Source organism: Brachyspira hampsonii (genome assembly GCF_001746205.1).
GTDB classification, from domain to species: domain Bacteria; phylum Spirochaetota; class Brachyspiria; order Brachyspirales; family Brachyspiraceae; genus Brachyspira; species Brachyspira hampsonii_B.
Genome location: NZ_MDCO01000014.1, coordinates 25,363 through 38,254 on the forward strand (window position 1 = coordinate 25,363; position 12,892 = coordinate 38,254).

At 29.9% G+C, this 12,892-nt stretch carries 13 protein-coding genes and 1 pseudogene; 7 read left to right on the forward strand and 7 right to left on the reverse strand.

Going from position 1 to position 12,892, the window contains the following annotated elements; genetic code table 11:
* Position 1: 1 nt before the first annotated feature.
* Positions 2-514: a DUF2147 domain-containing protein gene (locus BFL38_RS13480; protein ID WP_069727528.1), complete on the reverse strand. Its 513-nt coding sequence runs from the start codon at positions 512-514 to the stop codon at positions 2-4.
* A 147-nt stretch (positions 515-661) separates the two neighbouring features.
* On the opposite strand from BFL38_RS13480, the gene BFL38_RS13485 reads away from it, so the two are divergent.
* From BFL38_RS13485 to ahpC, 6 genes are all read left to right on the forward strand, one after another.
* A complete protein-coding gene (locus BFL38_RS13485; RefSeq protein WP_069727529.1) occupies positions 662-1,786 on the forward strand; it encodes an aminopeptidase in 1,125 nt (374 codons plus the stop codon).
* 16 nt (positions 1,787-1,802) lie between these two features.
* Positions 1,803-2,288 (forward strand): GNAT family N-acetyltransferase, encoded by a 486-nt coding sequence (locus tag BFL38_RS13490; protein WP_069727530.1) that lies wholly within the window; start codon positions 1,803-1,805, stop codon positions 2,286-2,288.
* Positions 2,289-2,518: 230 nt separating this feature from the next.
* Positions 2,519-3,223, forward strand: coding sequence for a UMP kinase (gene pyrH, locus BFL38_RS13495; RefSeq protein WP_069727531.1), 705 nt, complete (start codon positions 2,519-2,521; stop codon positions 3,221-3,223).
* Between the two features lie 20 nt (positions 3,224-3,243).
* On the forward strand, positions 3,244-4,263 hold the full coding sequence (gene floA / locus BFL38_RS13500) for a flotillin-like protein FloA (RefSeq protein WP_069727532.1): 1,020 nt from the start codon (positions 3,244-3,246) through the stop codon (positions 4,261-4,263).
* 124 nt (positions 4,264-4,387) lie between these two features.
* Positions 4,388-5,587: a MalY/PatB family protein gene (locus BFL38_RS13505; protein WP_069727533.1), complete on the forward strand. Its 1,200-nt coding sequence runs from the start codon at positions 4,388-4,390 to the stop codon at positions 5,585-5,587.
* Between the two features lie 152 nt (positions 5,588-5,739).
* Entirely contained in the window at positions 5,740-6,303 is a 564-nt protein-coding gene (gene ahpC, locus BFL38_RS13510) for an alkyl hydroperoxide reductase subunit C (RefSeq protein ID WP_008724839.1), read from the forward strand.
* A 149-nt stretch (positions 6,304-6,452) separates the two neighbouring features.
* Here ahpC and fabD read toward each other — a convergent pair whose 3' ends face one another.
* Positions 6,453-7,367 carry an ACP S-malonyltransferase gene (gene fabD, locus BFL38_RS13515; protein WP_069727534.1) on the reverse strand — a complete coding sequence of 305 codons (915 nt, stop codon included), beginning with the start codon at positions 7,365-7,367 and terminating at the stop codon, positions 6,453-6,455.
* A 258-nt stretch (positions 7,368-7,625) separates the two neighbouring features.
* On the opposite strand from fabD, the gene BFL38_RS13520 reads away from it, so the two are divergent.
* Positions 7,626-8,507, forward strand: a complete 882-nt coding sequence (locus tag BFL38_RS13520) for a cation diffusion facilitator family transporter (RefSeq protein ID WP_069727535.1) — start codon at positions 7,626-7,628, stop codon at positions 8,505-8,507.
* A 133-nt stretch (positions 8,508-8,640) separates the two neighbouring features.
* Here the strand turns inward: BFL38_RS13520 and BFL38_RS13525 are convergent.
* The 5 genes and pseudogenes from BFL38_RS13525 to deoC form a co-directional block, all read right to left on the reverse strand.
* Positions 8,641-9,300 (reverse strand): annotated as a pseudogene (locus BFL38_RS13525) (BMP family lipoprotein); the annotation flags it as partial.
* A 23-nt stretch (positions 9,301-9,323) separates the two neighbouring features.
* On the reverse strand, positions 9,324-10,406 hold the full coding sequence (locus tag BFL38_RS13530) for a BMP family lipoprotein (RefSeq protein ID WP_069727536.1): 1,083 nt from the start codon (positions 10,404-10,406) through the stop codon (positions 9,324-9,326).
* A gap of 44 nt (positions 10,407-10,450) precedes the next feature.
* The gene (locus BFL38_RS13535; RefSeq protein WP_069727537.1) at positions 10,451-11,236 is read right to left on the reverse strand and encodes a nucleoside phosphorylase; all 786 of its coding nucleotides are present in this window, start codon (positions 11,234-11,236) and stop codon (positions 10,451-10,453) included.
* Between the two features lie 14 nt (positions 11,237-11,250).
* Positions 11,251-12,072 carry a nucleoside phosphorylase gene (locus tag BFL38_RS13540; protein WP_069727538.1) on the reverse strand — a complete coding sequence of 274 codons (822 nt, stop codon included), beginning with the start codon at positions 12,070-12,072 and terminating at the stop codon, positions 11,251-11,253.
* A 14-nt stretch (positions 12,073-12,086) separates the two neighbouring features.
* Positions 12,087-12,740 (reverse strand): deoxyribose-phosphate aldolase, encoded by a 654-nt coding sequence (gene deoC, locus BFL38_RS13545; RefSeq protein WP_008727549.1) that lies wholly within the window; start codon positions 12,738-12,740, stop codon positions 12,087-12,089.
* Between the last annotated feature and the right edge of the window lie 152 nt (positions 12,741-12,892).

A 12,892-nucleotide genomic window follows, 5' to 3' on the forward strand; every position in this document is an offset into this window, starting at 1 on the left:
CTCATATTCCTTTGCCTTCTATAGTTCTTAATTTATTTACAGGAATATCTGTATATTTATTGGACTCTTCTTTAGAGAGCCTAGTCCATTCTACTGTAGCTCCTACTATGCCTTTTTTATCCAATGATGCTTTCAGAAATAATGTTTTTTTATCTTCTGATAAACTTATTTTGGCATAGTATATGCTTCCTTGATCTGTATGATATATTCTTCCTGTATGCCACTCACCATCTTTGAATACTATATCATATATAAATATTAATCCTTTTAAATCCTTATCTCTCAATGATTTATCCGGATTATGTATATCCAATGTACTTTTTACATCATCATGCAATGCTATGCCGTAAGCATATACTTTATTATCAATAACTATTATTTTGGCTACTTTCATTCTTCCTCTTGGTTTTTCAGGCATAGCCCAGAAGCCTTCAACATCTTTTGCATTATTTTCAGCATATACTGAAGAGCTTAATATAATTATAAACAACATAAATAATATACTATTTTTCATTTTATAATCCAAGTTTATTTTTTATAAATTATATATTTAAATAATATTTTTTCTATAGTATTTCATCATTTATATATTGATTATTATTTTTTATTATATAAAATTATTGATATAAAACAAATAATTATTAAATTGAGGAAATAAAAAATGAAAGATGCGAGAATAGAAAAATTAGCAAAAACTATAGTTAATTATTCATGCAAATTAAAAAAAGGTGAAAAAATACTTATAAAATCTTATGGAGAAGGTGAAGAAAGAAGTTTAGTAAATGCCATTATAAAAGAAGTTTATAAAATAGGAGCAAGTCCTTTTGTTTGGAATCATGATCCTCATATACTTAGAGAATTATTGAAGCAATGTAATGAAGAGCAGATGAAAACTTGGGCAAAATCTGATTTGATGCTTATGAAGGAGATGGATGCGTATGTTGGTATATGGGGCGGATTAAATAGTTCAGAAAACTCTTCTGTAAAAATGGAAAATCATGCTATATATGAAAAGTTTTATCTTGATCCGGTACACATGAAAGAGAGAGTGAAAAATACTAAATGGGTTGTTATGAATTATCCTACATCAGCTATGGCACAGCAGGCTTCTATGAGTACAGATGAATTTGAAGATTTTTATTTTAAGGTTTGCAATTTGGATTATTCTAAGATGTCTGAAGCTATGGATAATTTAGTAAAACTTATGAATAAAACTGACAAAGTTAGAATAGTTGGAAAAGATACTGATTTAACTTTCTCTATAAAAGATATACCTGCCATAAAATGTGCCGGTGAGCTTAATATCCCTGACGGAGAAGTATTTACTGCCCCTGTAAAAAATTCTGTTAATGGTATTTTATCTTATAATACACCTTCTTTATACAGCGACGGATTTACTTATGAAAATATTAAATTTGAGTTTAAAAATGGAAAAATAATTAATGCCTCTTGTAATGATACTAAGAGAATAAATAATATATTAGACACTGACAGCGGTTCAAGATATATAGGCGAGTTTGCTATAGGAGTTAATCCTTATATTACAGAGCCTATGAAAGATATATTATTTGATGAGAAAATTATGGGAAGTTTCCATTTTACTCCGGGTGCTTGTTATGATGAAGCTCCTAATGGAAATAGTTCTAAAGTGCATTGGGATTTAGTATGTATACAGACTAAAAAATACGGAGGCGGTGAAATTTATTTTGATGATAAATTGATAAGAAAAGACGGATTATTTGTTATTGACAGTCTTAAATGTTTGAATCCTAATAATTTAAAATAATATAAAAGGTTTATAAATGAGTGATAAGAAATTTGATATTAGATTTGCTGTTAGTGAAGATGTTGGTGTAATATTAAAATTTATAAAAGAACTTGCCTGTTATGAAAAATTAGAGCATGAGGTTACTGCAACTGAGGATATACTTAAAGAGTGGATATTTGAAAAAAAGAAATGCGAAGTTTTAATAGCCTTAGAAAATAATATTGAAATAGGATATGCATTATTTTTTCATAATTTTTCTACCTTTTTGGGAAAGGCTGGAATATATTTAGAAGATTTATATATTACACCTGATTATAGGGGATTGGGATATGGAAAAAGACTTTTGAAAGAGGTTGCAAAAATTGCAGTTGAAAGAGGATGCGAAAGACTTGATTGGCAGTGTTTGGATTGGAATAAATCTAGTATTGATTTTTATTTATCACTCAATGCGATTCAGATGTCAGATTGGACTTCTTATAGGCTTAGCCATGAAGTTTTAAAAAGATTCGCTCATGAATGAATAATATATTTATAAAATAGTGATAAAAAATATTGTATTAGTTTTGCATTATACTTAAATATTAAGTATTTATATTTTATAGTCTTAGTTATAAAAAGTTCAATATAATGATTAATCGTTAGATTTATGATACTTAAAAAATATTTAATATTCTATCAAATATTAAATCTTGATATATATATAAAAAGATAGTATAATTCAGAAAATTAACTTTATAAAAGAGGTCAATAATGAAAAAAAGAGTATTGCTCAAGATATCAGGAGAAGCTTTACTTGGTCAAAAAGAATACGGTATAGATAATAATGTTGTTGATAGAATAGCATTAGAGATGAAAGAGGCTGGAAATGATACAGAAATAGCTGTAGTTGTAGGGGGAGGAAATATTTTCAGAGGTATGCAGTTATCTGATAAAACAGGTATGGTAAGAGCCACCGCTGATTCTATGGGTATGCTTGCTACTATTATGAATGCCATTGCTTTAAAAGACAGATTTATGGCTGCAGGAACTCATACTCAAATATTATCAGCTTTTAATATAGAAGGAATGATAGAGGGGTTTGAGAGAGATAAGGCTATTCGTATATTAGAACGCGGTAATGTATTAATCATAGCAGGCGGTACCTCTAATCCTTATTTTACAACTGACAGTACAGCTATACTTAGAGCTTTAGAGATAGGTGCTTCTATAGTATTAAAAGGTACTAATGTTGATGGAGTTTATGATAAAGATCCTAAAAAGAATGAAGATGCAAAAATGTATAATGATATAACTTTTAAAGAAGCTATTAATCAGAATTTAAGAGTTATGGATATGACAGCTTTTGCTATGGCTAATGATAATGATATGCCTATAAGAGTATTTAATATGAATAAAGCCGGTAATATCACAAAAGCTATTTCCGGTGAAAATATAGGAACCTATGTACATAATTGATTATTTTAGGAGGTTTATATATGTTTGATTTTGGTTATATTCCAATTATTCCTATGTTTGTCGGTATTGTAGTAATACTGATACTTTTATTTATCTTCTTGCATTTTTTCCCTATGGGGCTTTGGATTACTGCTTTGTTTTCCGGTGTAAGAATAAATATGATAACATTGATTACTATGCGTCTTAGAAGAGTTAATCCTTCGCTTATAGTATTGAATCAAATAAAGTTATGGAAGGCAGGCTTAAAGATAGGAACAAATGAGCTTGAGGCACATTATTTAGCAGGGGGCAATCCTACTGCTGTTGCTGATGCTTTGATAGCTGCTGATAAGGCGTCTTTGGATTTGAACTTTGAGAGGGCTGCTGCTATAGACTTGGCTGGAAGAGATTTAGTTGATGCTATAAGAACTTCTGTTTCTCCTAGAGTTATAGCTACACCTTTGATTGCTGCCGTTGCTAAAGATGGTATACAGGTTAAAGCCACTGCGAGAGTTACTGTTAGAACTAATATTAACCGTCTTGTTGGAGGTGCCGGAGAGGAAACTATTATTGCCAGAGTAGGAGAGGGGATAGTTACTACTATAGGCAGTTCTGCTTCTCATAAAGAAGTTTTAGAAAATCCGGACAGAATATCTCAGGTTGTACTTGCTAAGGGGCTTGATTCCGGTACCGCTTTTGAGATACTTTCTATTGATATTGCAGATGTTGATGTTGGAAGTAATATTGGGGCTTTCTTACAGATTGACCAAGCTGAGGCTGACAAGAAAATTGCTCAGGCTAAAGCTGAAGAGAGAAGGGTTATGGCTATAGCTCGTGAACAGGAGATGCGTGCTCAGGTTGAGGAGATGAAAGCTAAAGTTGTTGAAGCTGAATCTCAGCTTCCGCTTGCTATTGCTGAGGCTCTTAAAAAAGGAAATATTGGTGTATTGGATTATTATAATATGAAAAATGTTATGGCTGATACTGAAATGCGTTATAGTATATCCGGTATGGATTCAATGAGCAAAAATAATAATTCTTCTGGTAATATAAAACAATAAATGATTTCTTTTGAAGAATTTATTTTGATAGGCTGTGTATTTTATATGCAGCCTATTTCTTTATAAAATATAAATTTAAAAAATTAAAAATAATGTTACATTTATATATATTTAGGATTATTTTATGACAATAGAAAAATTTAATTATGAATATTTGGTAAGCAGAGAAGGTACAAATGCTAATAAATGGGAAACCAAAAAAGATAGAAGATTCAATGCTGACGGATTGATTCCTATGTGGGTTGCTGATATGGAGTTTAAAGCACCTAATGAAGTAATAGATGCATTAAATAAAAGAATTATGCATGGAGTTTTTGGGTATACTATTTTGTGGGATAGTTATTTTGAGGCATTTTTTAATTGGCAGAAAAGAAGATATAATATAGAGTTAAAAAAAGAATGGATAAGTTTTTCTACAGGGGTTGTAACTTCTATATATTGGCTTGTGAATGCTTTTACTCAAAAAGGAGATTCTATTATTATACTTACACCTGTTTATTATCCTTTTCATAATGCTGTTAAAGATAATGGTAGAAATTTAATTGAATGCGGATTGAAAAATGATAATGGTATTTTTACAATAGATTTTGAAAGATTGGAAAATGACATTGTAAAAAATAATGTGAAAATGATGATATTCTGTAATCCTCATAATCCTGTTGGAAGAGTATGGACTGATGAAGAAATAGATAAAACTTTTGATATATGCAAAAAACATAATGTATATATAATTTCAGATGAGATACATCAGGATATAAACTTAGGAGTTCGTCCTTTTATATCTGCACTTTCTATAAAAAATAAAGACAAGTATATGGATAAATTGATAGTATTAACTTCAGCATCAAAAACTTTTAATTTAGCCTGTCTTTTGAATTCTCATGTAATTATACCTAATGATGATATGAGAAATATATATAATAAATATGTTCGTACTGTAAATAGAACTGAGCTAAGTTTGCTTGGCATGGTTGCTGCTGAAGCTGCTTATAAATACGGAGAAGATTGGCTTGACGGACTTTTAAAAACTCTAAAAAGAAATTATGAATATATTAAAAATGAATTAAATGAAAAAGTACCTGATATAATAATAAGTCCTTTAGAAGGTACATATTTAATGTTTATAGATTTAAGAAAGGTTGTCAATGCTGACAGAATAAAAGAGTTTATACAAGATGATTGTAAGATAGCAGTTGATTTCGGAGAATGGTTTTCTAAAGATTATAAAGGTTTTATAAGATTAAATATTGCTACAAATTTTGAATATATAAAAATTTTTACAGACAATGTTATCTTGCAGCTTAAAACTAAAAATTATATATAATATTTTTGTTACTGAATATTACAGTTATAAAAATATTAAATAAAAAATATATTTTTTAGTAATTTTTACTAAATAGATATTTTTTTACTTGACAAAAACTATTATTTAATGTATTGTTAGATGATACAAACATAAATAAAAGGAGTTATAATATGAGTTTAATTAATAGAAAACTTATTGATTTTAAAGTTGAAGCTTATCAAAACGGAGAGTTCAAAACTGTTGAAACAAAAGATGTATTAGGTAAATGGAGTGTATTTTTCTTCTATCCAGCTGACTTTACATTTGTATGTCCTACAGAATTAGAAGATTTAAATAGTGTATATGATGAATTAAAGAAAATTAATTGTGAAGTTTATTCTGTATCAGCAGATACTCACTTTGTACATAAAGCTTGGGCAGATGCTACAAAAACTATAGCTAATCTTAAATACACTATGCTTGGAGATCCAACAGGAGTATTAGGAAGATTCTTTGAAGTATTTGTAGATGAAGTTGGTCAAGATTTACGCGGAAGTTTCATTGTAAACCCAGAAGGTCAAATTAAAGCTTATGAAGTACATGATATGGGAATCGGTAGAGATGCTAATGAATTATTGCGTAAAGTACAAGCTGCGCAATATGTAGCTGAACATGGCGGCGAAGTTTGTCCTGCTAAATGGAAACCAGGTGCTAAAACTTTAAAACCAGGTATTGATTTGGTTGGTAAACTATAATTTGGTAATATAATAATATTAATTTAAATATAGTATAAAATTAAAGGGCATATAGTTTATTTTATATGTCCTTTTTTATTTTAAAAATTTTCTGCAAAATGAAAGACAGGAAATAATTATAAATCCTGCCTTTATATTATTATTTTATATTAATTACAAGCAGCGTTTAGAGAATCTATATCAAACACACAAACAGATTCAATATCTGGAGTAATTTTTTTACTCATACCAACTAAAACTTTACCAGGTCCGCATTCAAATACTTTTGTAATACCTTGTTTTTGAATATTAAGCATGCTTTCATACCATCTTACAGTAGAGAACATTTGTTTGTATAGATTTTCTTTTATAGAATCGAATTCATGAACTTCAGCTGTAACATTAGATAAAACTTTATTATCATTTTTATGAAATTCTATTTTTTCTAAAAACTCTTTTAAGCTGTCAGCAGCAGGTTTCATAAATGGAGAGTGGAAAGCACCGGATACTTTTAATGGCAATACTCTTTTAGCACCAGCCTCCTGAAGTTTAGGAGTAACAGCTTCAATTGCACTTAATAAACCAGATATAACTATTTGATCTTTTAAATTATAATTAGCAGCAACAACCTCTTTGTTTTCTGGCATACATTTAGCAACATCATCATAACTTAATCCAAGCACAGCAGCCATTCCGTAAGGAGCATCAGCACCAGCTTTAGCCATTAGAAGACCTCTTGTTCTTGCTATTTTTACAGCATCTTCAAATGATATGTATCCTGCGGCAGAAAGTGCAGTAATTTCTCCTAAACTATGACCTGCAAATAGGTCTCCTTTAACTCCTTTTGCTTTTAATGCTTCATAAACTGCAATGCCTACTGTAACCAAAGCAGGCTGGGTATTTTCTGTTTTTTTAAGATCATCTTCTGTTCCTTCAAAACATAATGCTTTTATATCTACATCATCTAATATATTTGCTGCCTTATCGAATATTGCTTTAGACTCAGCAACATTATCATACAAAGATTTTCCCATACCTGCACATTGCGAACCTTGACCAGGAAATAAAAATGCTATATTTGACATATTATTTGTTCTCCTTTTTTATGTATATTTTTTATTTAATTTTTAATTATGTAAACCATATAAAACTATATTAACAAAAAAATTAACTTTTATCAAGTTATTAATTTTATTTTGACTTATCATATATAAGTTATAATATTTTTATATAAAGTTAAAATATTCTAATCTGTAAACAACAATTTATATTTATGTAATTGACATTTTATATTAAATTCTTTATCCTTAAAAGATTAAAAAAATTAAATTTGGGGTCATAAAATGAATCATGTTAGTAATGAAAAAAAATCAAAATATATGATAATAGAGGGTGTGGTATCTGTTATTATAAACATATTATTATTTGCTTTTAAGTATATAGTAGGACTTTTAACAGGTTCTTTATCTATTATGGCAGATGCTTGGCATTCATTGAGCGATTGTATAAGCAGTGTTATAGTTATAATAGGAGGAATATTTTCTAAAAGACCGCCCGATAAGGAACACCCATTTGGACATGGAAGAATAGAGCTTATAACTAGTTTTATAGTTGGTATTATGCTTGTGTTTATTGGTTATAGTTTTTTCTCTGAGGCTATAAAAAATATTATGAATAAAAAAACAGCTTCATTCACTACGATGGCAATAGTAGCTATGGTGGTTTCTATTTTGGTTAAAGAACTTTTGGCTCAGTATTCTTTATGGGGATATAGAAAGTCTGGATCTAAATCATTATATGCAGACGCTTGGCATCATAGAAGCGATAGTATTACTTCTATAATTATATTAGTAGGTATTTTATTCGGAAAAAGTTTCTGGTGGATAGATGGTGTATTAAGTATATTAGTTTCTCTTGTAATATTTTACGCTGCTTTTGATGTTATTAAATCTAGTGTAAAACCTCTAATAGGGGAGTATCCTTCAGAAGATATTATTAAAAGTATCAATGATATAGCTAAAGAACTAAATATTAACGATGACGCTGCTAATTTGCATCATTTTCATATACATACTTACGGAGATCATAGCGAAATCACTTTTCATATGCGTTTCCCAAAAGACATGACAGTTTTTGAAGCTCATAATAATGTAAGTATTTTTGAAAATGAAATAAGAAAAAAATTAAATATAGAGCCTACTATACATATAGAGGCTTATAAATAACAATGCTAATCTAATAATAAAAATTTGGGGTGGGCGGTATATTCAATGCTTTTACTTCAAGACATTTAACTTCTTTTTATATCAATATAATATCTAAATATTTTTTATACTAATAATTATATATTAATTTTATCCAAGAAGTAGCTAAAGTCTGATTTTCAGGAGCAGCATTGAAGTTTCCTACATAAGTATAGTTTATTTTTATGCTTCCTGCAGGCATATTCATTTCTTTAGCAGCATAATCAGCACCCTGTACAAATCCGTAACCAAATCTTATAACAGGAGGAACTGCCATGCCGCCAATAACGCCTAAATTAGTATAGCCTTCTTTTACTATAGCATAACCTGCTAGAAATCCTGCCTGCTCTTCAGCATAAAGCACAGAATAAACATTTTTCTCTATTCTAAAATCAGTATAAGTTCCGTCTTGAGGAGTACCATCTATTAATATGAAATGTACATTTGTATAAATATCCTGTGCTTTATAAATTGCAGTTTCAAATAAATAATTAGGAGTTATTACTAATTCAGCACCTGTAGATACTGCTAAATCTATAGAATCAATATATCCTTCTGTAGTTTTTTGAGCAGGCTGATAATATTTATATGTTATTCCATTTTCTTTAGCATATTGAGTTAAGCCTTCCCAAGCTCCTTGATTAAATGATTTGTCATCTATTGATCCTTCTGTAATTAAAGCTATTTCATATTTGCCAGATGTATTACCTTTGGAGCATGAAACAATAAATATAAAAGAGATGATAATTATTATTAAACTGAAAATCTTTTTCATATTAATTTCCTAGTATATAGAATTTAATTAATATAATTAATTTTTACTAAATTCAAAGGTAAATTTTCTATGCTTTTTGCATCAGTATCTTTTAATACTTTAATGGTCTTTTTTACAAGAGAATCATATATGATATTATAATCATCTTCTGTAAAAACTTTAAATTTAGAAGTATCCATAGGAAGCCCTACACCTTTAACCTGAGCTCCTAATATTGTAGTTTTTCCTCCGCTGAAATTCCCATTATAATAAGAAGCAACAGCATTATAAACAGACTCTCTTATTAATTTCATAGCAGAAGTAATAACAGAAGGAGATTCAAAACTCTGATCAACATCAACACCAATAACTAGGCCATTATTATTTTCAGCAGCACTCATGACAGAATTTCCTGCGGCACCTGCAGCAGCAAATATTACTTGTACGCCGCTTTTATACCAAGAAGTAGCTAAAGTTTGATTTTCCGGAGTAGGATCATAATTACCTACATAAGTATATTTGATATTAACAGCATCTTTAGGCAGCTTTGATTCAACAGCAGCATAATCAGCACCCTGTACAAATCCGTATCCGAATCTAACTACCGCAGGGTGAGCAACACCTCCCATAAATCCTAAATTAGTATATCCTTCTTTTACTATAGCATAACCTGCCAAAAATCCGGCTTCCTCTTCAGAATAAAGAATTGCAACTGTATTAGGCGATGTTTTATAATCTGTATAAGTTCCGTCCTGCGGCTCTCCGTCTATTAATATAAAATGTACATTTGTATAAATATCCTGTGCTTTGTATATAGCAGGTTCAAACTGATATCCCGGAGTTACTATTAATTTAGCACCGCCTTTAACTGCAAGGTCTATAGTGTTTAAATAAGAATCTATATCTTTGTCAGGAACTCTATAATATTTATAGCTTATACCATGATTTTCAGCATAATCCTTTACGCCTTCCCAAGATCCCTGATTAAAAGATTTATCATCTATAGGACCTAAATCTATAAGTACAGCTATTTCAAAGCTATTTGTATCTTTATTTGCACTTTTAGAGCATGAGAATACAAATAAAGAAATGATAAATAAAACACATAACACTATTTTTTTAATCATAATTCCTTCCTAAAATTATTTTTTATTATTTATTTTTTTTGTTATTATTTTTTATCTTTGTCTATTAAAATTTTAATAGATTCTATTATTAAATCTATGGCTTCTTCTCCTGTATAATTTTTGGGATCATTAATATTATTTTTTATTCTTTCTTGATTATGTAAAACAAGCATAGCAGCTCCGGTTCGTACATTCTTAGCCGCCCCTACTGCAAATAATGTAGCAGATTCCATTTCTGAAGCCAAACATCCTGCTTTAATATAACTATCCCACTTATATAATAATTCCTTGTCAACAGCCATACTTTCAGGAGCATGCTGAGCATAAAAAGCATCTTTGCATTGTATAACACCTACATGCGTTCTTGTTTTTATTTTATCAGCACCCTCAATCATAGCTTCAAGAACATCTATGTTAGGTACGCAAGGGAATTCTTTAGGTATATAATTATCCATTGTGCCGCCGCCTTTTACAGCACCATTAACTATAACAACATCACCCGGCAAAACCTCCATATTCATACCGCCGCATGTACCAACACGAATGAAAGTATCTGCTCCTATTTTGATAAGTTCTTCTAAAGCTATAGCAGTGGAAGGACCTCCTATACCATGCGAAACAGCAGAAACTTTAACCCCGTTTATATATCCTGTGTAAGTGGCATATTCCCTGTAATCAGCTATTAATTTGGCATTGTCAAATCTTTTAGCTATTTTTACGCATCTTTTAGGATCTCCCGGCATAATGATATATTTTCCTACATCACCTTTCTTTAATTTTAAATGATGAACTAGGTTTTCATTTTCCTGATAATAGGCTTTTGGAAACATATTTAATTACCTCTTTAGTTATTGCTTTCAGCTTTTTTGTCTTTTTCATGTAACAGCACTACCGCCTCTAATGCAGTTAATATCATATTTTCTATATTATCATTATATTCTAAATGAGTACCCATTCTTTCTATCATAGTATTTTCTACTATATGCATTATTCCTCCTGCTCTTACTTTTCTTAAAGAAGCACATGCAAAAAGAGCAGCACATTCCATTTCTGAAGCTATAGCTCCACATAATGTATAGTATTTAAGATTATTTTCAAACTTTTCTCTGAAAAAAGAATTCTCTGGCTCTAATTCACCATAGAAGCAGTCTTTACTATGCACAATACCTATATGATAATTAGCATTTATTTTTTTAGCGGCATCTCTCAATGCGAACATAACATCAGTATTTGCAATAGCAGGGTATTCAAAGGGTATATATTCTTTTGTAGTACCTTCGTCTTTGATTGCAGCCTGAGCTATTGCTAAATCATTGGGCTTTACTTTGAGGCTAAGTCCGCCTGCAGTACCAACCCTTATAAATGTATCAGCACCTACTTTAATAAGTTCTTCCATAGCTATTGAAGCGGAAGGACCTCCTATACCTGTGGAAGTTACAGAAATATCTACTCCTTTATATTTACCTGTTACTGTTACATATTCTCTATAATCAGCTTTTAATTCGGGATTATCTAAAAAATTGGCAATATATCCCACTCTTTTAGGATCTCCGGGAAGAAGTACATATCTTGCAGCATCCCCTTTTTTTAATTTTATATGGTATTCAAGAAGATTATTTTTAAATGCCTCTTCATCATAGAAAGCTTTAGGGTCTTTTGGCTCCATAAAATTACCTCATTTCAAGATTTTTGAGCTTTTATTATAGCTATACCGCTGCTTGTTCCGAGTCTGCTAGCTCCTGCTTCAATCATTTTTAAAGCATCTTCATAAGTTTTTATGCCTCCTGAAGCTTTAACGCCCATTTCTTTGCCTACAGCTTCACGCATAAGTTTTACATCATGTTCTGTTGCCCCTCCTGTAGAAAAACCTGTAGAAGTTTTAACAAAATCGGCACCGCATTCCTTAGCTATTTTACATGCTAATACTTTTTCTTCATCTGTTAAAAGACAAGTTTCTATTATTACTTTTAATATGCTGGCATGGCATGCATCTCTTACTTTTTTTATATCTCTTTCAAAAAGATCTATTTTTTTACTCTTTAGAAAGCCTACATTGATAACCATATCTATTTCATCGGCTCCGCTGTCTACAGCAACTTTTGTTTCATAGGCTTTAGCTTCTTTCATCATAGCTCCCAAAGGAAAGCCTACCACTGAACATACTTTTACATCTGAATGCAGAAGAAAATTATAAGCTACATTTACATAAGCTGAATTTACGCATACAGAATAAAATCCGTATTCTTTTGCTTCTATGCATAGTTTTCTTACATCATCTATTGTGGCATCAGGTCTTAAAATAGTATGGTCTATTAATTTATTAAGATTATTCATATTTTCTCCTCATATTAAATATGATATAAAACATTCTTCTATTTGTCAAATTTATATTTATATATATTAGTATATAAATTAATTTATTAAAATCATGATATTATAAAAATTAAAACTGAATTTTATTATTTATTTAGATTTAAAATAAAAAA

What these genes read in the sequence shown, in the direction of transcription:
- BFL38_RS13480 (WP_069727528.1), bottom strand. Translation starts at nt 514, where the DNA reads ATGAAAAATAGTATATTATTTATGTTGTTTATAATTATATTAAGCTCT.
- BFL38_RS13485 (WP_069727529.1), top strand. Translation starts at nt 662, where the DNA reads ATGAAAGATGCGAGAATAGAAAAATTAGCAAAAACTATAGTTAATTAT.
- BFL38_RS13490 (WP_069727530.1), top strand. Translation starts at nt 1,803, where the DNA reads ATGAGTGATAAGAAATTTGATATTAGATTTGCTGTTAGTGAAGATGTT.
- pyrH (WP_069727531.1), top strand. Translation starts at nt 2,519, where the DNA reads ATGAAAAAAAGAGTATTGCTCAAGATATCAGGAGAAGCTTTACTTGGT.
- floA (WP_069727532.1), top strand. Translation starts at nt 3,244, where the DNA reads ATGTTTGATTTTGGTTATATTCCAATTATTCCTATGTTTGTCGGTATT.
- BFL38_RS13505 (WP_069727533.1), top strand. Translation starts at nt 4,388, where the DNA reads ATGACAATAGAAAAATTTAATTATGAATATTTGGTAAGCAGAGAAGGT.
- ahpC (WP_008724839.1), top strand. Translation starts at nt 5,740, where the DNA reads ATGAGTTTAATTAATAGAAAACTTATTGATTTTAAAGTTGAAGCTTAT.
- fabD (WP_069727534.1), bottom strand. Translation starts at nt 7,367, where the DNA reads ATGTCAAATATAGCATTTTTATTTCCTGGTCAAGGTTCGCAATGTGCA.
- BFL38_RS13520 (WP_069727535.1), top strand. Translation starts at nt 7,626, where the DNA reads ATGAATCATGTTAGTAATGAAAAAAAATCAAAATATATGATAATAGAG.
- BFL38_RS13530 (WP_069727536.1), bottom strand. Translation starts at nt 10,406, where the DNA reads ATGATTAAAAAAATAGTGTTATGTGTTTTATTTATCATTTCTTTATTT.
- BFL38_RS13535 (WP_069727537.1), bottom strand. Translation starts at nt 11,236, where the DNA reads ATGTTTCCAAAAGCCTATTATCAGGAAAATGAAAACCTAGTTCATCAT.
- BFL38_RS13540 (WP_069727538.1), bottom strand. Translation starts at nt 12,072, where the DNA reads ATGGAGCCAAAAGACCCTAAAGCTTTCTATGATGAAGAGGCATTTAAA.
- deoC (WP_008727549.1), bottom strand. Translation starts at nt 12,740, where the DNA reads ATGAATAATCTTAATAAATTAATAGACCATACTATTTTAAGACCTGAT.